The sequence below is a fragment of the Streptomyces sp. NPDC002926 genome, from assembly GCF_053591755.1.
In genome coordinates, this window is the sequence record NZ_JBSFUK010000004.1 from 281,299 (window position 1) to 305,179 (window position 23,881).

Consider the following 23,881-nt stretch of genomic DNA (forward strand, 5'->3'; position numbering starts at 1 on the left):
GGGAGGCGGCGTGACAGCCATCGAGCAGACAGAGGCGACGCGCCCGCGGGGCACACGCCTGCCACGCCGAGCCCGCAGGAACCAGCTTCTGGGCGCCGCCCAGGAAGTCTTCGTGGCTCAGGGCTATCACGCGGCCGCCATGGACGACATCGCCGAGCGGGCCGGCGTCAGTAAACCCGTGCTCTACCAGCACTTCCCGGGCAAGCTCGAGCTCTATCTGGCGCTGCTCGACCAGCACTGCGAGTCGCTGCTGCTCTCGGTCCGTACGGCGCTGGCGTCGACGACCGACAACAAGCTGCGCGTCGCCGCGACGATGGACGCCTATTTCGCGTACGTCGAGGACGAGGGCGGGGCCTTCCGGCTGGTCTTCGAGTCGGACCTGACGAACGAGCCCGCGGTGCGCGAGCGCGTGGACCGGGTCTCGCTGCAGTGCGCGGAGGCGATCTCCGACGTCATCGCCGAGGACACGGGCCTGTCCAAGGAAGAGTCCATGCTGCTGGCCGTCGGCCTCGGCGGCGTCTCCCAGGTGGTCGCCCGCTACTGGCTCTCCAGCAGCTCCGGCATCCCCCGCGACACAGCGGTGCAGCTGCTGACGTCGCTGGCGTGGCGGGGTATCGCGGGGTTCCCGCTGCACGGCACCGATCAGCACTGAGGGGTGACCCGGGGCTGTTCGCTCCTGGCGTTTCCCGGGGACGCCTGCCGCATCCCCTCGCCGGGCTAATGTGTGCTGCGTACAGCGCGGCTGACCGCGCAACACACTGACCGTTCGGAGGGACATAGCCGTGGAGGTCAAGATCGGCGTGCAGCACGCGCCCCGGGAGATCGTTCTGGAGAGCGGGCAGTCCGCCGAGGAGGTCGAGCGCGCGGTCGGCGACGCGCTGGCCGGCAAGGCGCAGCTGCTCAGTCTCTCGGACGACAAGGGCCGCAAGGTCCTCGTACCGGCCGACCGGATCGCGTACGTCGAGATCGGCGAGCCGGCGACGCGGCGCGTGGGCTTCGGCGCGCTGTAGGGCGCCGCAAGCGACTGGAGCGTGACGGAAGAGGGCCCGGCGGGAATCCCCCGCCGGGCCCTCTTCCGCTGCTGTCGGGAGGGTTGTATTCCACAAGCGCCGGGTAGTACGCGCTAGGACCGTTTTGCCCGCACCGGCGTCCGTGAGGTGATCAGTAGTGCTCTTGGAAACGCTCGGTTCAGTCCTGCTCGGACTCGCCCTGGCCTGGTCCGCAGCCCGTCACCTGTCCGACCGTCTCCCGTCCCGTCGTGTGGTCTTCACCACAGGCACGCTCGGCGCCCTCTTCGGCGCCTATGTGACGCATGCCGCGCTCGGTCCCGGCCACACACTGGCGACGCTGGTGGGCGCGGTGACCATCGGAGCCGTACTGCTCTCGCTGCTGATCCGGCCCTCGACGCGGCGGCTGCGTCGCGCATTCCCTTTCTGAGTCCGCGCGACCGGCCGCCCACGCCGCCGAAGAAACCGTCGGGCGGAGGTTAGGCCGCGAGTCCCAGCGCCGCCATCCGCTTGGTGTGCGCCTCGGTGATCCGGGAGAACATCCGGCCCACCTCCGCGAGGTCGAAGCCGCCCGCCACACCGCCCACGAGCATCGTGGAGAGCGCGTCGCGGTCCGCCACCACCCGCTGCGCCTGAGAGAGCGCCTCGCCCATCAGGCGGCGCGCCCACAGCGCGAGCCGCCCGCCGACGCGCGGCTCCGCCTCGATGGCGGCGCGGACCTTCTCGACCGCGAAGTTGCCGTGCCCCGTGTCGTCGAGGACCGCAAGCACCAGGGCACGGGTGTCGGTGTCCAGCCGGGCCGCGACCTCACGGTAGAAGTCGCTGGCGATCGAGTCGCCGACGTACGCCTTGACCAGGCCCTCCAGCCAGTCGGACGGCGCGGTCTGGCGGTGGAAGTCGTCCAGGGCCTGCGCGAACGGCTCCATCGCGGCGGTCGGCTCGGCGTCGACGGCGGTGAGGCGGTCGCGCAGCTGCTCGAAGTGATGGAACTCGGCGGAGGCCATCTTCGCCAGCGCGGCCTTGTCGCCCAGCGTCGGCGCCAGCTTGGCGTCCTCGGCGAGCCGCTCGAAGGCTGCCAGCTCGCCGTACGCGAGTGCGCCCAGCAGATCCACGACGGCGGCGCGGTACTGGGGGTCGGCGGAGGCCGTGGCCCAGTCCTGGGCGGCGATTCCGGTGGGTTCAGTGGCGTTGTCAGGCGTCTCCATGAAGCGCACAATAGCCCGCTCATCGTGAGGCGGAAGGGCCTGGTCAGCCACGTCCGTGCGGCGGTTCCTACCAATTCACCCAACACACATGCGCGAATCCGGGGTACAGTGGTAATGCGCCTGTCGAGCGTTTTGGTTACTCGGCGGGCGATCTCAGTGTATGACTGGGGGATTTGCTCCCCCAGAGTCCCCTTGAGGATGCCCGGTCGGTGGCCCGATCGGCTCCGCCCCGACCGCCCTCCGCGCGGACCGTGCGCACACATGTGCACGACCGCAGATGAGGGGCCCCTCAGCGGCACGAGCGCTCGAGCGACAGCAGTGGTCCCGCGCCATCCGGCCAATCCACGGCCGGCCCAGTACCCAGGTGCGGTACGACCCCCATCGTTCGCCTCATGCCGCGTCTCACAGAAGAGGCAACACCCTGACTACGCAATCTAAGACTTTTCGGGATCTTGGGATCCTCCCCGAGACCGCCGAGGCCCTCGAGGCCGTCGGCATCCTCAACCCGTTCCCCATCCAGGAGATGACCCTCCCCGTCGCGCTCGCCGGCGCCGACGTCATCGGCCAGGCCAAGACCGGCACGGGCAAGACGCTCGGTTTCGGTCTGCCGCTGCTGGAGCGGGTCACTGTCCCCGCGGACGTCGAGGCCGGCCGGGCGCAGCCCGAGCAGCTGACCGACGCGCCGCAGGCGCTGGTGGTCGTCCCCACCCGCGAGCTGTGCCAGCAGGTCACCAATGACCTGCTGACCGCCGGCAAGGTCCGTAACGTCCGCGTTCTCGCGATTTACGGCGGCCGTGCCTACGAGCCCCAGGTCGAAGCGCTCCGCAAGGGCGTCGATGTGATCGTCGGCACCCCCGGCCGTCTGCTCGACCTGGCCGGCCAGCGCAAGCTGGACCTCTCGCATGTGCGCGCGCTCGTCCTTGACGAGGCCGACGAGATGCTCGACCTGGGCTTCCTGCCCGACGTCGAGAAGATCATCAACATGCTGCCGGCCAAGCGCCAGACCATGCTGTTCTCGGCGACCATGCCGGGTGCGGTCATCGGCCTCGCCCGTCGCTACATGTCGCAGCCGACGCACATCCGCGCCACCTCGCCGGACGACGAGGGCGCGACCGTGGCCAACACCACGCAGCACGTCTTCCGTGCCCACTCCATGGACAAGCCGGAGCTGGTCTCGCGCATACTGCAGGCCGAAGGCCGCGGGCTCGCGATGATCTTCTGCCGTACGAAGCGGACTGCGGCGGACATCGCCGAGCAGCTCCAGCGTCGCGGCTTCGCCTCCGGCGCGGTCCATGGCGACCTGGGCCAGGGCGCGCGTGAGCAGGCGCTGCGGGCCTTCCGCAACGGCAAGGTCGACGTCCTCGTCTGCACGGACGTCGCGGCGCGCGGCATCGACGTCGAAGGCGTCACGCATGTCATCAATTACCAGTCGCCGGAGGACGAGAAGACGTTCCTCCACCGCGTCGGCCGCACCGGCCGCGCGGGCGCCAAGGGCATCGCGATCACGCTGGTGGACTGGGACGACATCCCGCGCTGGCAGCTGATCAACAAGGCGCTGGACCTGAAGTTCCCCGAGCCGGTCGAGACGTACTCCACGTCTCCGCACCTGTACGAGCAGCTGAACATCCCGGCCGGCACGAAGGGCGTACTGCCCCGTGCCGAGCGGACCCGTGCGGGTCTGCGCGCCGAGGAGGTCGAGGACCTGGGCGAGACGGGCGGCCGCGGCCGCAAGTCGGCGACGTCGGCCCCGGCCCCGGCTCGCGAGGAGCGCCCTGCCCGTACCCGCACGCCGCGCCAGCGCCGCCGCACGCGCGGCGGGTCGACGCCGGACGGCGTCGAGCCGACGACAACGGTGACGGACACGGACACGGCCCCGCCGGAGTCCACGGAGGATTCGACGGAGCCGCGCACCCCGCGCCGCCGTCGCCGCACCCGAGTGGGCGCCCAGGCCGGCGCCGAGGCGACGGCGGTCATGGAGACCGTCGAGCTCGCGGACGTCGAGGTCGCGGAGGAGACGAAGCCTCGTCGCCGGACGCGTGCCGCGAAGGCCGTCGAGACGGTCGAGGCCGTTGAGGTCGCGACCGAGACCGAGACGAAGCCCCGCCGCCGGACGCGTGCCGCGAAGGCCATCGACACGGTCGAGGCCGTCGAGGCAGTGGCGACGGAGGCCGAGCCGGAGACCAAGCCGCGCCGCCGCACCCGCGTGGCCAAGCCCGTCGAGACGGTCGAGACGGTCGAGACGGTGGCCACGGAGGTCGAGGCGGAGCCCAAGCCGCGCCGCCGCACCCGCGTGGCGAAGACCGCTGACACGGTCGAGGCAGTGGCGACGGAGGCCGAGGCGGAGACCAAGCCGCGCCGCCGCACCCGCGTGGCCAAGCCCGTCGAGACGGTCGAGACGGTCGAGACGGTGGCCACGGAGGTCGAGGCGGAGACAAAGCCCCGCCGCCGCACCCGCACGACGAAGGTTGCCCAGCCCGAAAGCTGACGCACCCGGAGCCCAGTTGGCCCGGTCCCCGCCACGGGGGCCGGGCCATCGGCGTTTCCCGCCAAACCGGCTGAGCCATCCGGATGCGTGGGGTCCGGGCGAGGTCCCGGTCCGGGAAGCGGCTGACGGGGGAACAGCGAGCGGACGAGGGAAAGCGGAACAGCCTCGCAACCCGCGCCCGGAGCACCGCGGCCGACCCGCCCCCGCTAGCCTCGTCGCATGAGTCGGCCGCCCACCTTCACCCCGCCCCCCTGCGCCCGTCCCCACAGGCTCCCCACCGCACGCGGCACCTTCGCCGTGCTCGATGCGCAGCCCGTCGGTGACGTCAAGGGCACCGCGTTGCTCCTGCCCGGCTTCACCGGGAGCAAGGAAGACTTCATCGCGCTGCTGGAACCACTCGCCGATGCCGGCTACCGCAGTGTCGCCGTCGATGGGCGCGGACAGTACGAGACCGACGGGTCCGACGACCAAGAGGCTTACGCCCAAGGCGAGTTGGCCCAGGACGTACTCGCCCAGGCCGAAGCTGTCGGCGGGCCCGTGCATCTCCTCGGGCACTCCCTCGGCGGTCAGATCGCCCGCGCCGCCGTCCTCATCGACGCCACCCCGTTCACCACGCTCACCCTCATGTCCTCGGGGCCCGCGCAGATCACCCCGGCTCAGCAGCAGAAGGTCAAGCTGCTGAGCGACGCCCTCGCGGTGATGGGGATGGATCAGGTCTGGGAGGCGATGAAAGCACTCGATCCGCCGGAGGACGCCGAGACCGACGGCGAGGAACTGCGCCACCGCTGGCTGCGCCACAACCCGGCCCAGCTGATCGCCACCGGCCGCCTGCTGACCGTCGAACCGGACAGGGTCGACGAGCTCGCCGCCTCAGGGCTGCCCAAGCACGTGCTGTCCGGCGAACGGGACGACACCTGGCCGGTGCCGCTTCTCGACGAGATGGCGCGGCGCCTCAACGCCCACCGGACGGTCATCACGGGCGCCGAGCACTCACCGAACACCGACCGCCCCCTCGAGACCGCCGCGGCCGTCGCCGCCTTCTGGGATCAGTACTGAGCCTGCAGGTGCTGCCAGAAACCGTCCCGCAGCGCTCGCCGCAACACCGCGTGCCCCCGCAGCGACCGCTGCAGCACCCTCTCCGCCTCGATCAGCAGGTCCTGGTCCACCGGGCCCGGCAGATAGGGATGCCCCGGCAGCAGCTCCGCCATCGCCTCCCGGCCGCGTTCCGCCAGCCAGGTCGCGGCGATCTGCGCGCCCACGAAGCGCACCTCGTCCCGTGACGGCGGCGGCGCGCCCTCGTTCTCGTACGTCGTGACCGGGCGGCGCGTGATGTACGGGCGGCAGAAGTCCAGGTCGAACGTCCGCTGGCTGTCCACCTCCCACAGCAGCGGCTCCGCCTGATTGCGCCCCTCCGCGGCCTCGATACCCCACAGATGGACCCGCGCCCCGTACCCCTGCGCCGCCTCGACCGCCGACACCAGGTCCTCGTCGCCGCCGACGAGCGCCGCGTCGCTGATCGCGCGGTGCCGGGCGAGCGACTCCAGATCGGTACGAATGAGTGAGTCGACGCCCTTCTGCTGGTTGTTCGCGTTGAGGTTGCCGAGGCGCACCTTGACGTCCGGCAGCTCCGCTATGGACTGCTGCTCGGAGGTGTGTATACGGCGCCGGGCCCCGTCGTACCAGTAGACCCGCAGCAGTCTGCTGTCGGCGAAGATCGTTCGGGCCTTGTCGATGAACGCCTCGATCAGCCCCTCCGCGTCCAGGTCGAAGGAGCGCCGGTCCTCGGTGCCAGCGACAAGCAACCCGGCCGCAGCATAGACGTAACCTGCATCCACGAAGATGGCATGGGTAGAAGGGGTCTTGGCGACCTCGGCGAGCATCCGCTGCAGGAGCTCATTGGTGCGCTCCAGGTGGGCCCTGATCTCCGTGGTCTCTGCGTCATCCATACGGTGCTCATTCATACGGTGCTCATTCTCCGTGGCCGAGCCGCTACCCGCCAGTAGTTAGGCATCCGAAAAATTTCCTTAGCGTAGGGAATGTTTGCAGGGTGCATACCGTTGAACACCTATAGAACACAGACGGACAACCGTCGCCACCAGTTCTCCAGCAGGAGGATCAGACGAAGGGAGAAGCCTTGCGCTTCGAGATCATGCGACTGGACGACGTCGACGGCACCGCCGTGGACACGACCGTCGTGGACGCCGCCTCCGTCAACCGGATCGTGCAGCAGGCCGCTTCGATCGGCCAGCGCATCTATATCCGACCGGCCGATTCCACGGCCTCGTAACGCTCGACGACGTTGTGATGTGACGCGCCGCGCCCCCGTACGGAGTTCCGTACGGGGGCGCGGTGCGTTCGACACACCGGGCGCTCAGGATCCCTGGATGACCCGGGTGATGCCGTTGATGATCTGCTGCACGGCGATCGCGGAGAGCATCATGCCCGCAAGCCGGGTCACCAGCACCACGCCGCCGTCCTTGATCAGGCGGATGATCAGCAGCGAATAGCGCATCGTCAGCCAGAGCACCACATGCATCGCGATGATCGCCGCCCATACCGACACCTGCTGTGCGACGCCGTTCGCGTGCTGCACAGCCAGGATCACCGAGACGATCGCACCGGGACCGGCCAGCAGCGGCATGCCCAGCGGTACCAGCGCGACATTGACGTCCTTGGTCTGCTTGGGCTCGTCGGTCTTGCCGGTCAGCAGGTCGAGCGCGATGAGCAGCAGGAGCAGACCGCCCGCGATCATCAGCGCAGGCACCGAGACATGCAGATAGTCCAGGATCTGCTGGCCGAGAATACCGAAGACGGTGATCACGCCGAAGGCGACGGCCACCGCCTGCCAGGCCATGCGGCGCTGCACCTTGGCGGGGCGGCCCGAGGTGAGCGCGAGGAAGATCGGGGTGATCCCGGGGGGATCCATGATCACAAAAAGGGTGAGGAAGAGAGAACCGAAAATGGCAGCGTCGAACACAGTGAGGGCCTAGCGCGAAGAGGAGTCGTACAGACGGAAGAGAGCGGCCGGAGAGTTACGAGCGGCTTCCGCCGGCGCCCGGCACCGGGAACGCGCCGGTCGCGCGACGCGTGATCTCGCCGTAGATCTCCGGGTCGGTGGTGTACTCGCCGAGCACACAGGTCTTGCGGCTGCCGTGATAGTCGCTGGACCCGGTGGCCAGCAGCCCGAGGTCGGCGGCGAGGCCGCGCAGCCGGGCACGCGCCGGCGCGTCATGGTCCATATGGTCGACCTCGATGCCGTCGAGGCCGCATGCGGCGAGTTCGGCTATCGCGGACTCGGGCACCGTACGGCCGCGCTGGACGGCGAGCGGGTGCGCGAAGACGGTGACACCACCGGCGGCCTTGACCAGCCGGACCGCCGTGAAGGGGTCGAGTTCGTGCTTGATGATGTGCGCACGGCCGCCGTCGGCGATCCACTCGGGCGTGAAGGCGTCGGAGACGGTGGGTACGACCCCGAGTTCGACGAGCGCGGAGGCGATGTGCGGGCGTCCGACCGAGCCGTCTCCGGCGATACGGGCCACCTGGGACCACTCCACGGGAACGCCCAGCTCCTGGAGCTTGGCCACCATCGCCCGGGCGCGCGGCACCCGGTCGTCCCGTACGAGCTCGCGCTCGCGCAGCAGCTCGGGCTCGTCGGCGTCGAAGAGGTACGCGAGCAGATGCAGGCTCACGCCGTCGATACGGCAGGAGAGTTCGGCTCCGGTGACCAGAGTCACGCTCTCCGGAAGGGCGGCGATCGCCTCGGCGTGGCCGCGGGTGGTGTCGTGGTCGGTGAGCGCGACGACGCCCAGACCGGCCGCGGAGGCGTTGCGCACCAGCTCGGCGGGGGTGTCCGTACCGTCCGATGCCGTGGAGTGGGTGTGCAGATCGATGCGCACGACGCGTGACTCCAGGGACGGCAGACGGACAGGGGGACGGTCAAGTGTATCGGGGATTCGAACAGCGCCGGTTCACCGCAGAAGCCGCCCGCCGACCACGGGACCGGACTACGAGAGAAGCCGCGGCGACAGCGCCCCGCAGGGCAGCAGTTCCATCTCGGCGCCCAAGTCCCGCAGGTCGGTCAGCACCAGCTCGTCGTACATCAGCAGCCCGGACTGCTCGGGCCAGACGATCGCCCACAGCCACAGCCCGCGGGCCTCGCCGGCGAACACCGCGCGGTCCTCGGGAGCGTCGGCCACATGCCACAGCGGGGTGGGGCGGCCGGCGGCGAGCAGCTTGGCCTGCGGCGGTTTGTCGACGCAGATGTGCGGGCCCGGGTCGGGTCCGTCGATACCGGCGTAGCGCGCACCGAGGCCGACACCCAGTTCCTCGGCGACCAGGAGCAGCTCACCGATCCCACCGAGCGGACCGGGCCCCGAGCAGGCCACGGCGGTGGCGCGGCCTCCGCTCCGGTCGTCCCCCGCATACGCGACACCGGTGAAGAGCCATCCCACGGGCAGCGGCCAGGGCATCCACACGGGGACTTTCGCGCGGTGCACGACCACACCGAGGGCCTCGACGCTGGGCGGGATCACCGGCTGCAGCGGCTGCACCGCTCCGTGCACATCGCACTGCCACGAGTCGGCAAAGAGACCGGGCGCCCTCACCCGGCTACCGCACTTCGGGCAACTGGGTTCGCCCCTCATAGCGCTCAACGGTCCTCTCCGGCCGTCGCCGCGTCAAGGACGATCACCCGTCCGGAGTGTGGCCACACCGGCAAGAAGTAGTTGTAACTTGCATTCATTAGGTTTTCTAAATTATTATATGTACAGCACAACTATCCAGTGGAGAAGCAGAGAAACAGAGGAGCCGTCCATGCACGGAGAGGATCCGTTCGACGAGGGTGCCACCAGCATCCTGCGCCAGCCGAAGGCCGTCTGGGCCACGGCGGGCGCATCCGTCGTCGCCTTCATGGGGATCGGCCTGGTGGACCCGATCCTGCCGTCCATCGCCAGGGGCCTGGCCGCGACGCCCAGTCAGGTCTCGCTGCTGTTCACCTCGTACTTCCTGATCACCGCAGTCGCGATGCTCGTCACCGGCTTCGTCTCCAGCCGCATCGGCGGCAGGAAGACCCTGCTCGCCGGGCTCGCGCTCGTCATCGTCTTCGCCGCGCTCTCCGGCACCTCCGGCTCCGTCGGCGAACTCGTCGGCTTCCGGGCAGGGTGGGGCCTCGGCAACGCACTCTTCGTCTCGACCTCACTCGCCGTCATCGTCGGCGCGGCGGCCGGCGGAAGCGCCGCGGCGATCCTGCTCTACGAGTCGGCGCTCGGCCTCGGCATGGCCTGCGGACCACTCCTCGGCGCGCTGCTCGGCGACGCCAGCTGGCGCTACCCCTTCTTCGGAACCGCGGCCCTGATGGCGGTCGGCTTCCTGTGCATCGCGGCCTTCCTCAAGGAGCAGCCGAAGCCCGCACGCAAGACTTCGCTGCTCGACCCCGTGAAGGCGCTCGGACACGGCGGCCTGGCCTCCGCGGCCGCCTCGGCCTTCTTCTACAACTACGCGTTCTTCACCGTGCTGGCCTTCACACCGTTCGTGCTGAACATGACGCCGTACACGTCGGGCGCGGTCTTCTTCGCCTGGGGCGTGCTGCTCGCGGTCTTCTCCGTACTGGTGGCGCCGCGGTTGCAGGCGCGCCAGGGGTCACTCAAGGTGCTGGGCGGCTCGCTGCTGCTGCTCGCCGTCGACCTGCTGGTCATCGGATACGGGAACCACACGGTCGCCGTCGTCGGGACGATCGTGTCCGGCGCCTTCATCGGCCTGAACAACACCGTGTACACAGAGCTGGCGCTGGGCGTCTCGGACGCCCCGCGGCCGGTGGCCAGCGCGGGCTACAACTTCGTCCGCTGGTTCGCTGCGGCCGCGGCGCCCTGGTTCGCGCCGAGGATCGAGGAGTGGAGCAATATCCACATCCCCTTCGTGGTCGCGGCGGTCGCGGCCGTGACCGGCGCGGGCATCGTCCGCGTACGGCGCGCCTCGCTGAGCCGCGAGGCTGAGCGGCTCCAGCCCGTCCACGCCACCCAGGACGGTGCGACGGCCTTCGCCAACTAGAGGGCTCAGTCGAGAGTTACGGACCTGCGCAGCGGATCGCGCAGGTCCGTACCGTGCGCCAGCCACCGCTCCTGGAGCTCCTGCGCGCCGTGCACCCGCTTCCACGCGGCCTCGTTCGGTGTCATCGGCAGCAGCGGCAGGAAGTGCACCGGATCCATCGGCTCGTCCAGCTCCAGGTCCTCCACCAGGCCGCCCGGCTCCGCGACGAGCACCGAGCTGAACGGTGCGGACGGCCAGAGCGGATCACCGACGTCCAGCGAGGCACCCGGTGCCACGACCACGCCCTCGACCTGCGGTGACGCGGCCAGTACGGCGAGCGTGCGGAGCACCTTGTCGGTGTCGGCGACCCCGGCCCTCACCGAGAGGACAAGCTCCGCGCGCGGGCCCTTCACCGGGTCGGCGAGGGCCGCGGTGGGGTCTGTCATCGGATGCGCGGACATGCCGAGGGTGGCGTAGCGCACGACGCCGTCACCGTCCCGGTCCAGAAAGCGGAGCACCTCGATGCGGTCCGTACCGAGGAATGTCACCGCGGCGCGCGCGTCCGGTTCGCCAAGTGCCGTACGCAGCCTGGCCTCGACCAGAACTAGAACTTCTTCCATGCCGCGAGCATAAAGCGCGTAAGGAACGGGCAAACGAAGGGATTGGCCCCCAGTCGGCTGATAGTCTTGGCCGCTGGTCGGGATGGCACGCAGAAGCGTTGCTCTCGAGTCCCGACGACACGTCATCCCCTACGGGGGACCGGCCGGAGGAGGTGGGGCTGCGGTGGATCGAAGTCGACCGGTCAGTACCAACCGCTCTTCCGCGCGGAAACATTCCGCAGTGATCTGAGGCCTTCCCGCACGGGGCCCACGGCATTTCGCACGACGGAAGAGCACTTCGTTTTTGCCTGTCTGTAGCGAACGCCGTCACCGCGATCCCGCGGTGCCGCCCGCTTTGCGGACGTACGCATCACGTCCTCATTCCGGGCTGCGCCACGCCACTCGCCGACGGCCTCTCCGTGAAGGAGCCAGCCATGTCGATGATCCGTGACCTGCGTGCAGCGGTCCGTCCGTCCCTGCGCAAGAGCAACACCCCGTACAGCACGTACGACACCACGCGCGATCCGTCCGCCTCCAGCGCCGTCGTCGACTGCGCGGTCTACCGCGACGGAAAGCGGATGGAGAGCGAAGCCTGCCAGACCCCGCGCGAGGCGATGCTGCGGGTACGTGACGGCGGCGGCTTCGCGTGGATCGGGCTGCATGAGCCGACGGAGGCCGAATTCGCCGGTATCGCAGCGGAGTTCGGGTTGCACCCGCTGGCCGTCGAGGACGCCGTCCACGCCCACCAGCGGCCCAAGCTGGAGCGGTACGACGACACACTGTTCACCGTCTTCAAGACGATCCACTACGTCGAGCACGCAGAGCTCACGGCGACCAGCGAGGTCGTCGAGACCGGCGAGGTGATGTGCTTCACCGGCCGGGACTTCGTCATCACGGTGCGGCACGGCGGCAAGGGCTCGCTGCGGGCGCTCCGGCACCGGCTCGAGGAGGACAACGAACTTCTCGCCAAAGGGCCGTCCGCGGTGCTGCACTCCATCGCCGACCATGTGGTCGATGGGTACATCGCGGTGGCCGCGGCGGTGCAGGACGATATCGACGAGGTCGAGATCGATGTCTTCTCGGCGCCCGCGAAAGGCAGCCCACGCGGCAGCGACGCCGGCCGGATCTACCAGCTCAAGCGCGAGGTGCTGGAGTTCAAGCGCGCCGTGTCCCCACTGCTGCGGCCGATGCAACTGCTCAGTGAGCGTCCGATGCGGCTCGTCGACCCGGACATCCAGAAGTACTTCCGCGATGTCGCCGACCACCTCGCCCGGGTGCAGGAAGAGGTCATCGGCTTCGACGAGCTGCTGAACTCCATCCTGCAGGCGAATCTGGCGCAGGCAACCGTCGCGCAGAACGAGGACATGCGCAAGATCACCTCCTGGGCGGCGATCATCGCCGTGCCGACGGCGGTGTGCGGCGTGTACGGCATGAACTTCGACCACATGCCCGAGCTGCACTGGAAGTACGGGTATCCCATGGTGCTCACCGGCATCATCGGCGTCTGTCTCGCGATCCACCGCACCCTGAAGCGCAACGGCTGGCTGTAGATAGGCTGCGGGCATGACAGACCATTCCCCTCGCCTCGCCGGGGAGATCCCACTGCCCGGCCAGGCGCTCGTCGAGGAGGCCACGAAGAAGTCCGGCCTCATCTGGGTCCGCGGCGGCGGTCCCCAACGGGCGCTCTGGCACGTGTGGCACGACGGCGCCGCGTATATCGTCGGCGACGGCCCGGGCGAGCAGCCACTGCCGCAGCTGACAGCCGGCGGATCGGCCGAGGTCACGGTCCGCAGCAAGGACAAGGGCGGCCGGCTGGTCGTCTGGACGGCGTCGGTGGGCGAACTCGTCCCGCACTCCGAGGAGTGGGAGGCGGCCGTCGCCGAACTCAAGGGCAAGCGCCTGAACGCGCCGGACGCGGAGCAGATGACGGAGCGCTGGGCACGCGAGTGCCGGGTGCTGCGCCTCGAGCCGCGGGACGTGACCACGGACCTGCCGGACACTTCGGGGGCGGCCGTACCGCTGCCGACGCCGGCGACGACGCGGCGGCCCGCACCTGCGGCTTTGCCGTTGCTCCTGAGGCGTAAGAAGAGGCGCGGCCGGCCCACGGCCGATCCGTCCGGCGACTGAGGGCCGGGGTCCGGTGCGGAGCCCAGGGAGACATCCGGCCCCCGGTCGCTGATCCGCGGGCGCTGATCCCCGGTCGCCGATCCGCGGGCGCTGATCCCCGGTCGCCGATCTCTGGTCTCTGGATCTCTGGTCTCTAGTCGCTGGTCTTCGGCAGCTGGCGGCCGTAGTCGACCGTCTCGTCCTTCTCCGGCGCCACGAGCGTGAAGTCCCTGTCCCAGTCCGCCAGCGTCAGCACGCCCGCGCCGCCCGCCCGTGCGAACTGCAGCGGATACGGTTTGCCCTCCAGCGAGACATCCAGCGTGCCGCCCTCGCCCCGGCCGCCGATGACCTTGATGGTGCGTACACCGCCCACCTCGGTGCGGTCGCCCGTGCTGAGCTTGCCCTGCATCCCGAGCAGGCCCTCGAGCAGCACATCCATGTCCGTGAAGCCGCGGAACTGCTTGTACGCCGGGTCGCCCTCCGGCACCTTCACATACATGTCCTCGAGCTTGCCCGCCGCGTCCGTGTCGGACTTGCTGGGGTTCTCCTTGTCCTTGGCGTTCCCATGGCTCCAGAAGCCCGCGTCGGCCTTCAGATAGAGCTCGTCGCCGACCCGCAGCAGTTCGAAGGTGTTGTCCTTCGAGGTGACGGAGCCGGTGCCGCCGTCGTGTTTGAGCCGCATGTTCAGCTTGTACGTACCGCCCTTGCTGACCAGCGTGCCGGAGAGCCGTACCGACGTCGCCGCGTGCGCGGCGTCGCGCGCCTTCGTCTCGATGTCGGTGGCGGACAGCTTCCCGACGCCGTTGGTCCCCGCGTCCGGATCCTCGCCGCCGCATGCCGTGAGCGCCGCGGCCAGCCCGGCGCAGAGCACTACCGAGAGCGCGGCCCGGCGGGCTCGGGCAGCCAGGGGGAGGGGAGTCACAAGCGCACTGCCTCTCATCTGCGAGTCGTGAGTCATGGGTGGCAGACGGCAGCGTACCCGTGCTGGGCACATCGATCCTCAGGGAGCCGTACGGACGCCAGCCGGGGCGCCACGGAACGGCACGGGCTAGCCTGAAGCCGTCAAACAGCGGCATTCGAGGGCAAAGAGGAGGCGCGCAGAATGGCACCAGCCGCCCCCCGGATCTTTGTCTCGCACCTCGCCGGCGTGCCGGTCTTCGACCCCCAGGGCGACCAGGTGGGGCGCGTCCGCGACCTGGTCGCGATGCTGCGCGTCGGCCGCCGTCCGCCGCGACTGCTCGGCATGGTGGTCGAGGTGCTCAGCCGCCGCCGGATCTTCCTCCCCATGACCCGGGTGACCGGCGTCGAGTCGGGCCAGGTCATCACCACGGGCGTACTCAACATGCGGCGCTTCGAGCAGCGTCCGACCGAGCGCCTGGTGCTCGGCGAGCTGCTGGACCGGCGCGTGCGACTGGCCGAGACCGGTGAGGAGGCCACCGTCCTCGATGTCTCGATCCAGCAGCTGCCGGCCCGTCGCGAGTGGGAGATCGACAAGGTCTTCGTGCGGAAGGGCAAGCCCGGGGCGCTGCGCCGCAAGGGCGAGACACTGACCGTCGAGTGGTCGGCGGTCACCGGCTTCTCGCTGGAGGAGCACGGCCAGGGCGCCGAGAGCCTGCTCGCGACCTTCGAACGGCTGCGTCCCGCCGACCTCGCCAATGTGCTGCACCACCTCTCGCCGAAGCGGCGCGCCGAAGTCGCGGCGGCGCTCGACGACGACCGGCTGGCGGACGTCCTTGAGGAGCTGCCCGACGACGACCAGGTGGAAATCCTCGGCAAGCTCAAGGAGGAGCGCGCGGCGGACGTCCTGGAGGCCATGGACCCGGACGACGCGGCCGACCTGCTGTCCGAGCTGCCGGAGGAGGACAAGGAACGGCTGCTGGCGCTGATGCGGCCCGACGACGCGGCGGACGTGCGGCGGCTGCTCGCGTACGAGGAGCGGACGGCGGGCGGTCTGATGACCACCGAGCCGATCGTGCTGCGGCCGGACGCGACGGTCGCCGACGCCTTGGCGCGGGTGCGACAGCAGGACCTCTCCCCGGCTCTCGCCGCGCAGGTGTACGTCTGCCGGCCGCCGGACGAGACGCCGACCGGCAAGTACCTGGGCACGGTGCACTTCCAGCGGCTGCTGCGGGACCCGCCGTTCACCCTGGTCAGCTCGATCGTGGAGAGCGATCTGCCGCCGCTGGCGCCGGACACCTCGCTGCCCGCGGTCACCAGCTATCTCGCCGCGTACAACATGGTGGCGGCGCCGGTCGTCGACGAGAGCGGTTCGCTGCTGGGAGCGGTGACCGTCGACGACGTGCTCGACCACCTGCTGCCGGACGACTGGCGGGAGACGGAGTTCGAGGAGTCCGCCCACGAAGAGCCCCCCGACGCCAAGTCCGCCGACGACAGGTCCCCCAGCGGAGAGCCCGCCCATGGGTAGCGGCAGCCAGGACGGGCTGACCGATCGCAGCGAGCAGAAGGAGCGCCTGCCCGCCGGGGCGAGCGCGGCACCGCGCCACCGCGTCCGGCTCGACCAGCCCCGCACACCACGGCGCAGTCTGCTGCCGGAGTACGACCCCGAGGCCTTCGGCCGGTTCTCGGAGCGGATCGCGCGTTTCCTGGGGACCGGCCGGTTCCTGGTCTGGATGACGCTGATCATCATCATGTGGGTCGTCTGGAACATCTCCGCGCCCAGGGATCTGCGTTTCGACCCGTACCCGTTCATCTTTCTGACGCTGATGCTGTCGCTCCAGGCCTCGTACGCGGCCCCGCTGATCCTGCTGGCGCAGAACCGGCAGGACGACCGTGACCGGGTCACACATGAGCAGGAACGGAAGCAGAACGAGCGGTCGATCGCGGACACCGAATACCTGACACGGGAGATCGCGTCGCTGCGGATAGGGCTCGGCGAGGTCGCGACCCGCGACTGGATCCGCTCCGAATTCCAGGATCTGATCAAGGATCTGGACGAGCGTCGGCTATTCCCGCACGAGCGTCCGGACGAGAGTGACGAAGGCGACCGCTGACCGCCCTATCCGGGGGTGGGAGTCAGCGCCGTACCATCGTCCTATGGCTACGGAAGACGCGGTGCTTGAAGCACTGGCGACGGTGAACGACCCCGAGATCAACCGACCGATCACCGAACTCGGCATGGTCAAATCAGTCGGGATCGGGGCGGACGGAGCGGTCGCCGTCACGGTGTACCTCACCGTCTCCGGCTGTCCCATGCGCGAGACGATCACCAAGAATGTGACCGATGCGGTCGCGCGCGTCGAGGGCGTCACGCGCGTCGACGTCACGCTGGACGTGATGAGCGACGAGCAGCGGAAGGAACTCGCGAGCTCGCTGCGCGGCGGGACCGCGGAGCGCGAGGTGCCCTTCGCCCAGCCCGGCTCACTGACCAGGGTGTACGCGGTGGCCTCGGGCAAGGGCGGAGTCGGCAAGTCCTCCGTCACCGTGAACCTGGCGGCGGCGATGGCGGCCGACGGGCTGAAGGTCGGTGTCGTCGACGCCGACATCTACGGACACAGCGTGCCGCGGATGCTGGGCGCGGACGGCCGTCCGACCCAGGTCGAGAACATGATCATGCCGCCGTCGGCCCACGGCGTGAAGGTCATCTCGATCGGGATGTTCACCCCGGGCAACGCGCCGGTGGTGTGGCGCGGACCGATGCTGCACCGCGCACTGCAGCAGTTCCTCGCGGATGTGTACTGGGGCGACCTGGACGTGCTGCTGCTCGACCTGCCGCCGGGGACCGGCGACATCGCCATCTCGGTGGCGCAGCTGGTGCCGAACGCCGAGATCCTGGTGGTGACCACCCCGCAGCAGGCCGCGGCCGAGGTCGCCGAGCGGGCCGGCTCGATCGCCGTACAGACCCATCAGAAGATCGTCGGCGTCGTCGAGAACATGTCGGGGCTGCCGTGCCCGCACTGCGACGAGATGGTCGACGTCTTCGGCAGCGGCGGCGGCCAGCGGGTCGCCGAGGGCCTGACGAAGACGACCGGCGCCAATGTGCCGGTGCTGGGCTCGATCCCGATCGATGTCCGCCTGCGGGAGGGCGGCGACGAGGGCAAGCCCGTCGTGCTCACCGACCCGGATTCCCCTGCGGGCGCCGCGCTGCGCGCGATCGCGGGGAAGCTCGGCGGGCGCGCCCGCGGGCTGTCGGGCATGTCGCTGGGGATCACCCCGCGCAACAAGTTCTGACGAAGGCCGTGGCATTCGTTCCGCCGAGCGGAACGGGTGCACCACCCGGCCACCGGCCCGAACCGGTACGCACAGCGTGAAGGGGCGCCGCTCATGAGCGGCGCCCCTTCGTCGTACGCCGTCGCTCTAGACGTACGCGCCCAGGTTCGGGACCGCCGAGAAACCCAGCCCGTACGCGCTCATTCCGCGCCCGTACGCGCCGACATGCACCCCGCCCCCGGTGGAGCCGGCGAGCACCCAGCCGAACTCCGACTCGCGGTAGTGGAAGGGCGTCGGCACACCGTCGACGGGCAGCGAGAGCATCAACCAGGCCGGTCCCGCCAGATCGTCGGCGAGCTCGAAGGCGGTCTCCGTCTGCTGGTCCAGCCAGTCGTCGCGCAGCGAGTGGTCGAGCTGGCCGGGCCAGGTGTGGGCCAGCAGGCCCGAGCCGGCGAGCCAGGCCGCGGAGGAGACCGTGGTGGCGTCCAGTACGCCGGTACCGTCGCCGGTGCGCCGTACCGGGCTCGCAGCCACGGTGACGACGGCCGCGAAACGCTCCTTGTCCGGGCCGCCCGCGTCCGACCGTATCGACGGCTCGTCGCCGTGCCCCATGGAGCCGTGCTGGACCGTGCCGTCCGCCGCGGTACCCACATGCATCAGCCAGCGCGGGCCGGTGAAGGCCTCGTCCAGTCCGTACCAGGGGAAAGTCGCACGCAGGAATCCGTCGACCACACGCTGCGCCGCTGTCACCCGCTGCGCCGAGAGCGGGTTGTCCCCGCCGGGCGCAGGAGAATCACTGACCGTGCCTTGCGCCGCTAGCCGACTTGTCGTCTCCATCTACCCGGCCGCCTCCTCTGTCTCCGAGGCCCGGAGCGGACCCGCCCCCCTCGGGCGTCCTCACTACCGGACAGATGGAGAATAGCCACCCTGTCCCGACTCGCAGGGATTGACAGCACTCAGGTGGCGTCTGCGTCGAACGGCGGCCGCTCGTCCCTGTCGACGTTTTCGCGCTTCTTGAGCAGGTCGGGGGTGCCGGGCGAGCCGTTGACGGCGGCCGGGACCGAGACCGCGGATTCGTTGCCGTTCACCGCGTCCGCGACCTCGTTGATCTCCTTCTTGAGGTCGAAGCTGCTACGCAGGTCCTTGAGGTCCTTCAGGTCCTCGTTCTCGTCCAGCTGCTTGCGGATGAACGTCTTGGGGTTGAGGTCCTCGAACTCGAAGTCCTTGAACTCCGGCCCCAGTTCGCTACGAATGTCCTGCTTTGCACTTTCGGAGAACTCGCGGACCTTCCGGATGAACCGCGTGGCGTCCTGGATGACCTTCGGCAGCTTGTCGGGGCCGAAGATGAGCACGGCGAGCACCACGAGCGCCACCAGCTCCAGTGCGCCTATGTCATTGAACACCCTGCTGCTCCTCGTGTTCTCTGCGGCCCGCAGGTCGGATGGGGTCCGGGCCCGATCCACGGTACCCGTCGAAACTGTCTGCGCGGTACCTTCCGATGGCCGATGCGCCCACCCGTCCGGCGGCCGTTCGGACGGTCGTCATGTGCCGGACGCGGAGCCGAGCGTCAGCGTCATCTTCCGTTCACGGCCGGCGCGAACCACCGTCAGTTCCAGCCGGTCGCCGGGGCGATGGGCACGGATCTTGACGATCAGCTCCTCGCCGCTGTGCACCCGCTGGCCGTCGATCTTGGTGATGACGTCGCCCGCCCTGATGCCCGCCTTGGCGCCGGGACCGCTCCTGCTGACCGCCGGGGAGCCGTCCTTGCCCTTGTCGCCGACGCGTGCGCCGTCGCCGGTGTACTTCATGTCGAGGCTGACGCCGATCACCGGGTGAGTGGCCTTACCGGTGTTGATCAGCTCTTCGGCGACGCGCTTGCCCTGGTTGATGGGGATCGCGAAACCGAGTCCGATGGAGCCGGCCTGGCCTCCTTCGGTGCCGGTGCCGCTGTCCGCGGCCCGGATCGCGCTGTTGATGCCGATGACGCGGGCCCTGGTGTCCACCAGCGGGCCCCCGGAGTTGCCGGGGTTTATCGGGGCGTCGGTCTGCAGCGCGTCGACGTAGCTGACATCGCTGCCGTCGCCCTTCTCGCCGCCCGCGGTGATGGGGCGCTCCTTGGCGCTGATGATGCCGGCGGTCACGGTGTTCTGGAGATCGAACGGCGCGCCGATGGCAACGACCGGATCACCCACCTGGACGTTTTCGGAGTTGCCGAGGGGCAGCGGCTTGAGGCCGGTGACACCGGAGACCTTGACGACAGCGAGGTCGTAACCGCTGTCCTTGCCGACGAGAGTGGCCTTGGCGCTCTCGCCGCCGCTGAAGGTGACCGAGATCTCGCCGGAGGAGCCTGCCGGGTCGACGACATGGTTGTTGGTGAGTATGTGGCCCTGCTGGTCGAGTACGAATCCGGTGCCGGTGCCCTGTTCGCCGCCGCCGCTGACATGGAGGGTGACGACGCTCGGCAGGGCACTGGCGGCGATACCCGCGACGCTGTCGGGGGCGCGCTTGCCGTCGTCCTTGACGGACTGCGGGAGTTCGACGCTGGTGATGCCGCCGTTGCGCTCGATGTACGCGCCTGTACCGCCGCCGATACCGCCGGCGACGAGCGCCAGCAGGACCGCCCCGACCAGCAGCGATCCGCGTCGGCGCTTTCCCCTGACGGGCTCACCGGAGTGGGTGAGCGGCTGCCCGGGTGCGCTCCACGGGTCGTACTGCAGCCACAGCGAGGACAGTGGCTGCGGACGCTCCTGGGACTGCTGCTGCGGGAGGGGCAATTGCGGCTGGGCGTGCGGTTGCGGGAGGGACGGGGCCGCCGGCGGCGGCGCGTATCCGCCGCCGGTGCCCCCGCCCGCCGGTGTTCCGTTCGGCGCGGGATACGGCGACGGTACGGGCGTGCCCTGCGCCGGGGTCGGCGTCGGCCGCTGTACGGGAGGAGCCGGTGCCCATGGACCGGGCCCGCCGTAGGGCGGAGTGCTGTACGGATCGGGCTCGTGCAACGGCTGCGGCCGGCCCTGTTCCGGTGCGGACTGTGCCGCGGGCAGCACTGGTTCGACGGCCGTCTCGGCATCCCGCGGCAGGGCCACCGGGGATTGCACCGGAGGCAGTTCCGCCGTCACCTCGGTCTCCCCGGGCACCGGTGCCGCGGCCGGCGCCTGAGCCTCCGGCTCGGAGTGAGCCGTGCGTCCCGCACTGGGCCGGCTCCACCACTTCGCCTTCGGCCCGGTGGGCTTCCCGTCGTCCATGCTCTCCCCGCAAACTGCCGACCCTGCGGCACCCCCGTGGGGCACCCCTCAGAAGATTCAACCAGGTTTGCGAATCGCCGGGCAGTGCCCTGGTCAGCGCTCGGACAAGAGGGGCCGGGAAGGCTGGGTCGGTGCGGCGAGATGGGTGGGAGCGGGTGTGGCGGACGGGAGGAGTCCGGGAGCGGTGGCGAGCTGGAACGCCGAGCCCGTGGGACGTATCAGCGGAGACAGGGAGGACGAGGTATCGGTCAGTATCGAGGCGGAGAACGGGTGGTTCAGCGGCGCTGCCGGGGCCAGCAGGCTCGGTGCCCCGGCGATGACCGGCCGGTTGTCCGACCTGGCCGGGCCGTTGCCACCACCGCGGCGGCGCTCGGCCTCCGTGCCCCTGGGTGTGGCTCCGGTGCCCGTGCCGCCGTTCGATCCGCCGTTGCCCGGGGTCGGGGCCGCGGCACGCAGCGGTGTGACGTTGTTACCCGCACCCTCGCCCCTGGGACCTGCCTGCACCGAGCCATCCAGCGGAATCGCTCCGCCGAGAGCGATCGCGGCGAAGGACACCGCGCTGGCCGCCGCGAAGACGAACCTCCGGCCGCGCCAGGGTGAGCGTTCCGCGTCGCTACGACCCACCTCATGGATCCGGAAGCCGCCGGAGCCGGGAAGCACGGTCGCGTGCGCGCCCGCGGGTACGTAGCCGAAGGTCTCCGTCCGGGAGTCGCGTCCGTGTCTCGCGGAGGGGTTCAGCGCGGCAAAGACGCCGTTGGCGAGTCGCCCCCCGTCGAATGGCCCCCCGGGGCGGTCGTCGTCACCTCCGGGTCCTGCGGGCAGGCCTTGGAGCCGCGCGAGCAGCCCTTCGGAGGGCGGCGGCGGAGCGGTCTGCGCGAAGACGTTCTTCAGCCGGCGCTGGGCGTCGGCCTCGGCCTTGCACTTGGGACAGGTCGCCAAATGGGCCAGTACCCGGTCGCGGACGTCGTGTTTCAGCTCGCCGTCGACCAGGGCGGCCAGCCGGTCCCCCAGGTGCTGCTCCGCGGGGGTGGGACTTGAGCCAGTCACGCCGGTCCGCCCTCTCCTGAGAGGCTGACCGCACCCGCCAGCGTGCGCTGCTCGGCACGAGCCTCCGGGGAGCGGTGCTGCAGGGCCTTGCGCAGGTGGGACCGGCCACGGTGGATGCGGCTGCGGACCGTGCCGAGCTTGACGCCCAGCGTCGCGGCGATCTCCTCGTACGAGAGTCCCTCGATGTCGCAGAGCACCACGGCGGCGCGGAACTCCGGCGCGAGGGTGTCCAGCGCCTGCTGCACATCCGCGTCGAAGTGGGTGTCGTTGAAGACCTGCTGCGGAGACGGCTCGCGGCTGGGCAGCCGCTCTGCCGCGTCGTCGCCGAGCGCGTCGAAACGGATGCGCTGCTTGCGGCGGACCATGTCCAGGAAGAGGTTCGTGGTGATGCGGTGCAGCCAGCCCTCGAAGGTGCCGGGCGTGTACGTCGACAACGAGCGGAAGACGCGGACGAAGACTTCTTGTGTGAGGTCCTCGGCGTCGTGCTGGTTGCCCGTCAGCCGGTAGGCGAGGCGGTAGACCCGGCCGCTGTGCGTGCTGACGATCTCCTCCCAGCTGGGAGGCGTCCACGCCTGCGATTCCGCATCCGATGCGAAGGTCGCGGTAGCTGCGGAGTCGGTGGAGCGGGAACGGTCAGCAATGTAGGTCACGGATCTCGGCTCACCCGGTGACCTGAGGAAGCGCCTGAGCACTCCCCTCCGATCCGCGGGTGCAGCCGCACCTCCCCTGTCGGCTCTGGTGGTGTCCAGCGGAGCCCCTACCATAGCCACCTCGCCCGTTAGCTCCGGATAAGAATCTTTACGCGAATTTGGGTCCTGCTTACGGCCCTGATCCATGCGCTTCCCCCTGTCTCCCATAACGACTGGTCCCATCTGCGGGTTCCCGGTGCAGCGGATACAGTCAGCCTCGCGCCAACTTCGGGGACAGGAGAGGGTCATTACCGCCAACCGGCAGACGAGCTGGGCGTTCGCCGACGCCTTTGTCGCCGAGGACGAGACGCTCCGCTGGGCCCGCGACCGGGCCAGGGAGTCTGGGCTCCCCTCGGTGTCACCAGGTACCGGCGCAGCGCTGCGAATGCTTGCTGCCACGGCTGACGCAAAAGCGGTGGCCGAGATCGGTACGGGGACCGGTGTCTCCGGGATCTACCTGCTGCAGGGAATGCGGCCCGACGGCGTACTGACGACCGTGGATCCGGAGCCGGACCGGCAGCAGTTCGCCAAGCAGGCCTTCCGCGCGGCCGGCTTTGCCGGGAACCGGGCACGTTTCATCCCCGGCCGCGCCCTCGAGGTACTCCCGCGGCTCGCGGACGGCGGCTACGACCTCGTCTTCTGCGACGGCGACCCCATGGAGTCGCTGGACTATCTCGCTGAATCGTTGCGCCTGCTGCGACCAGGCGGTCTTGTCTGCTTCGAGGGCGTCTTCGCGGACGGACGCACGGTGGACTCGGCGGCCCAGCCCCCGGAAGTCGTACGCATTCGCGAGCTGCTGCGCGCGGTGCGGGAGAGCCAGGAGCTGCTGCCTTCGCTGCTTCCGGTGGGCGACGGCCTGCTCTGCGCGGTCCGCCGCGGCTGACCGGCACGGACACAGCACTGCCCCGGCACCATGAGTGCCGGGGCAGTGAAGAGTGTGCGCGCTTCCCGCGTCAGCCGACGACCTTCTTCAGGGCGTCGCCGAGGGCATCGGCTTCGTCCGGAGTCAGCTCGACAACAAGCCGACCGCCGCCTTCGAGCGGAACGCGCATGACGATGCCCCGCCCCTCCTTGGTCACCTCGAGCGGGCCGTCGCCCGTCCGCGGCTTCATGGCCGCCATGCTCGTTCCCCTTCCTGAAACCAGCTCATCGCAGCCGACAACCCAGGTGTCACCGGCATCGAACACATTGCTTCCAGGTCATTATCCCGCATGGCGGGACCCGATGACCAACATCGGTCGGCATCGCTTGCGCAACGCGCTCTCTCAAAACCACGCAAAGCGGCGATCCGCCTGCGATACTTCGCCACC

Annotated in this window: 26 protein-coding genes; 13 read left to right on the forward strand and 13 right to left on the reverse strand. The window is 69.9% G+C overall.

Annotated elements, in window-relative coordinates; genetic code table 11:
• The first annotated feature begins 10 nt into the window (after positions 1 to 10).
• The 3 genes from ACWDZ6_RS10370 to ACWDZ6_RS10380 all read left to right on the forward strand — a co-directional run bounded on the left by ACWDZ6_RS10370 (position 11) and on the right by ACWDZ6_RS10380 (position 1,437).
• Positions 11 to 652, forward strand: a complete 642-nt coding sequence (locus tag ACWDZ6_RS10370; protein WP_326652409.1) for a TetR/AcrR family transcriptional regulator — start codon at positions 11 to 13, stop codon at positions 650 to 652.
• Between the two features lie 130 nt (positions 653 to 782).
• The gene (locus ACWDZ6_RS10375) at positions 783 to 1,010 is read left to right on the forward strand and encodes a DUF3107 domain-containing protein (RefSeq protein ID WP_215095436.1); all 228 of its coding nucleotides are present in this window, start codon (positions 783 to 785) and stop codon (positions 1,008 to 1,010) included.
• A 157-nt stretch (positions 1,011 to 1,167) separates the two neighbouring features.
• On the forward strand, positions 1,168 to 1,437 hold the full coding sequence (locus ACWDZ6_RS10380) for a hypothetical protein (RefSeq protein ID WP_366732806.1): 270 nt from the start codon (positions 1,168 to 1,170) through the stop codon (positions 1,435 to 1,437).
• 49 nt (positions 1,438 to 1,486) lie between these two features.
• Here ACWDZ6_RS10380 and ACWDZ6_RS10385 read toward each other — a convergent pair whose 3' ends face one another.
• The gene (locus tag ACWDZ6_RS10385; RefSeq protein WP_326652407.1) at positions 1,487 to 2,212 is read right to left on the reverse strand and encodes a ferritin-like fold-containing protein; all 726 of its coding nucleotides are present in this window, start codon (positions 2,210 to 2,212) and stop codon (positions 1,487 to 1,489) included.
• Positions 2,213 to 2,735: 523 nt separating this feature from the next.
• Here ACWDZ6_RS10385 and ACWDZ6_RS10390 point away from each other — a divergent pair.
• Positions 2,736 to 4,697, forward strand: coding sequence for a DEAD/DEAH box helicase (locus ACWDZ6_RS10390; RefSeq protein ID WP_451502526.1), 1,962 nt, complete (start codon positions 2,736 to 2,738; stop codon positions 4,695 to 4,697).
• 219 nt (positions 4,698 to 4,916) lie between these two features.
• Complete coding sequence (locus ACWDZ6_RS10395; RefSeq protein WP_451502527.1) at positions 4,917 to 5,753, forward strand: alpha/beta fold hydrolase; 837 nt, start codon at positions 4,917 to 4,919, stop codon at positions 5,751 to 5,753.
• Here ACWDZ6_RS10395 and ACWDZ6_RS10400 read toward each other — a convergent pair.
• On the reverse strand, positions 5,744 to 6,643 hold the full coding sequence (locus tag ACWDZ6_RS10400; RefSeq protein WP_351452000.1) for an NYN domain-containing protein: 900 nt from the start codon (positions 6,641 to 6,643) through the stop codon (positions 5,744 to 5,746). The two genes, ACWDZ6_RS10395 and ACWDZ6_RS10400, sit on opposite strands and share 10 nt — an antisense overlap.
• A 188-nt stretch (positions 6,644 to 6,831) precedes the next feature.
• On the opposite strand from ACWDZ6_RS10400, the gene ACWDZ6_RS10405 reads away from it, so the two are divergent.
• Positions 6,832 to 6,984: a hypothetical protein gene (locus tag ACWDZ6_RS10405; protein WP_326652403.1), complete on the forward strand. Its 153-nt coding sequence runs from the start codon at positions 6,832 to 6,834 to the stop codon at positions 6,982 to 6,984.
• Positions 6,985 to 7,068: 84 nt separating this feature from the next.
• On the opposite strand, the gene ACWDZ6_RS10410 is transcribed toward ACWDZ6_RS10405, so the two are convergent.
• The 3 genes from ACWDZ6_RS10410 to ACWDZ6_RS10420 all read right to left on the reverse strand — a co-directional run bounded on the left by ACWDZ6_RS10410 (position 7,069) and on the right by ACWDZ6_RS10420 (position 9,340).
• A complete protein-coding gene (locus ACWDZ6_RS10410; RefSeq protein WP_451502528.1) occupies positions 7,069 to 7,674 on the reverse strand; it encodes a MarC family protein in 606 nt (201 codons plus the stop codon).
• A 55-nt stretch (positions 7,675 to 7,729) separates the two neighbouring features.
• Complete coding sequence (locus ACWDZ6_RS10415) at positions 7,730 to 8,593, reverse strand: PHP domain-containing protein (RefSeq protein WP_451502529.1); 864 nt, start codon at positions 8,591 to 8,593, stop codon at positions 7,730 to 7,732.
• Positions 8,594 to 8,701: 108 nt separating this feature from the next.
• Positions 8,702 to 9,340 carry a DUF6758 family protein gene (locus tag ACWDZ6_RS10420; protein ID WP_389174997.1) on the reverse strand — a complete coding sequence of 213 codons (639 nt, stop codon included), beginning with the start codon at positions 9,338 to 9,340 and terminating at the stop codon, positions 8,702 to 8,704.
• A 169-nt stretch (positions 9,341 to 9,509) separates the two neighbouring features.
• Here ACWDZ6_RS10420 and ACWDZ6_RS10425 point away from each other — a divergent pair, with 169 nt between their 5' ends.
• Complete coding sequence (locus ACWDZ6_RS10425) at positions 9,510 to 10,742, forward strand: MFS transporter (RefSeq protein ID WP_451502530.1); 1,233 nt, start codon at positions 9,510 to 9,512, stop codon at positions 10,740 to 10,742.
• Between the two features lie 5 nt (positions 10,743 to 10,747).
• On the opposite strand, the gene ACWDZ6_RS10430 is transcribed toward ACWDZ6_RS10425, so the two are convergent.
• Entirely contained in the window at positions 10,748 to 11,341 is a 594-nt protein-coding gene (locus ACWDZ6_RS10430) for a suppressor of fused domain protein (protein WP_366732813.1), read from the reverse strand.
• A gap of 413 nt (positions 11,342 to 11,754) precedes the next feature.
• Between ACWDZ6_RS10430 and ACWDZ6_RS10435 the strand changes: the two genes are divergently transcribed.
• Positions 11,755 to 12,870, forward strand: a complete 1,116-nt coding sequence (locus ACWDZ6_RS10435) for a magnesium and cobalt transport protein CorA (protein WP_326652395.1) — start codon at positions 11,755 to 11,757, stop codon at positions 12,868 to 12,870.
• Positions 12,871 to 12,883: 13 nt separating this feature from the next.
• Positions 12,884 to 13,447, forward strand: coding sequence for a hypothetical protein (locus ACWDZ6_RS10440; RefSeq protein ID WP_451502531.1), 564 nt, complete (start codon positions 12,884 to 12,886; stop codon positions 13,445 to 13,447).
• 133 nt (positions 13,448 to 13,580) lie between these two features.
• On the opposite strand, the gene ACWDZ6_RS10445 is transcribed toward ACWDZ6_RS10440, so the two are convergent.
• Positions 13,581 to 14,348: a hypothetical protein gene (locus tag ACWDZ6_RS10445; protein WP_451502532.1), complete on the reverse strand. Its 768-nt coding sequence runs from the start codon at positions 14,346 to 14,348 to the stop codon at positions 13,581 to 13,583.
• A gap of 180 nt (positions 14,349 to 14,528) precedes the next feature.
• Here ACWDZ6_RS10445 and ACWDZ6_RS10450 point away from each other — a divergent pair, with 180 nt between their 5' ends.
• Genes ACWDZ6_RS10450 through ACWDZ6_RS10460 form a run of 3 tightly spaced genes read left to right on the forward strand, consistent with a single transcriptional unit; the run spans position 14,529 to position 17,614 of the window.
• Positions 14,529 to 15,851: a magnesium transporter MgtE N-terminal domain-containing protein gene (locus ACWDZ6_RS10450; protein WP_451502533.1), complete on the forward strand. Its 1,323-nt coding sequence runs from the start codon at positions 14,529 to 14,531 to the stop codon at positions 15,849 to 15,851.
• A complete protein-coding gene (locus tag ACWDZ6_RS10455; RefSeq protein ID WP_389174982.1) occupies positions 15,844 to 16,437 on the forward strand; it encodes a DUF1003 domain-containing protein in 594 nt (197 codons plus the stop codon). Before ACWDZ6_RS10450 ends, ACWDZ6_RS10455 begins: the two co-directional genes overlap by 8 nt.
• A gap of 43 nt (positions 16,438 to 16,480) precedes the next feature.
• Complete coding sequence (locus ACWDZ6_RS10460; protein ID WP_451502534.1) at positions 16,481 to 17,614, forward strand: Mrp/NBP35 family ATP-binding protein; 1,134 nt, start codon at positions 16,481 to 16,483, stop codon at positions 17,612 to 17,614.
• 126 nt (positions 17,615 to 17,740) lie between these two features.
• Here ACWDZ6_RS10460 and ACWDZ6_RS10465 read toward each other — a convergent pair whose 3' ends face one another.
• The 5 genes from ACWDZ6_RS10465 to sigE form a co-directional block, all read right to left on the reverse strand.
• Entirely contained in the window at positions 17,741 to 18,430 is a 690-nt protein-coding gene (locus ACWDZ6_RS10465) for a hypothetical protein (RefSeq protein ID WP_389174976.1), read from the reverse strand.
• A gap of 119 nt (positions 18,431 to 18,549) precedes the next feature.
• Positions 18,550 to 18,996, reverse strand: coding sequence for a sec-independent translocase (locus ACWDZ6_RS10470; protein ID WP_366732819.1), 447 nt, complete (start codon positions 18,994 to 18,996; stop codon positions 18,550 to 18,552).
• A gap of 138 nt (positions 18,997 to 19,134) precedes the next feature.
• Entirely contained in the window at positions 19,135 to 20,835 is a 1,701-nt protein-coding gene (locus ACWDZ6_RS10475; protein WP_451502535.1) for a S1C family serine protease, read from the reverse strand.
• 93 nt (positions 20,836 to 20,928) lie between these two features.
• Complete coding sequence (locus ACWDZ6_RS10480) at positions 20,929 to 21,882, reverse strand: anti-sigma factor family protein (protein ID WP_366732821.1); 954 nt, start codon at positions 21,880 to 21,882, stop codon at positions 20,929 to 20,931.
• Positions 21,879 to 22,646, reverse strand: coding sequence for an RNA polymerase sigma factor SigE (sigE, locus tag ACWDZ6_RS10485; protein WP_326655383.1), 768 nt, complete (start codon positions 22,644 to 22,646; stop codon positions 21,879 to 21,881). Before sigE ends, ACWDZ6_RS10480 begins: the two co-directional genes overlap by 4 nt.
• A 70-nt stretch (positions 22,647 to 22,716) precedes the next feature.
• Here sigE and ACWDZ6_RS10490 point away from each other — a divergent pair, with 70 nt between their 5' ends.
• On the forward strand, positions 22,717 to 23,454 hold the full coding sequence (locus tag ACWDZ6_RS10490) for an O-methyltransferase (protein ID WP_451502536.1): 738 nt from the start codon (positions 22,717 to 22,719) through the stop codon (positions 23,452 to 23,454).
• 70 nt (positions 23,455 to 23,524) lie between these two features.
• Here ACWDZ6_RS10490 and ACWDZ6_RS10495 read toward each other — a convergent pair whose 3' ends face one another.
• Positions 23,525 to 23,692, reverse strand: a complete 168-nt coding sequence (locus tag ACWDZ6_RS10495) for a DUF3117 domain-containing protein (RefSeq protein ID WP_003966491.1) — start codon at positions 23,690 to 23,692, stop codon at positions 23,525 to 23,527.
• Between the last annotated feature and the right edge of the window lie 189 nt (positions 23,693 to 23,881).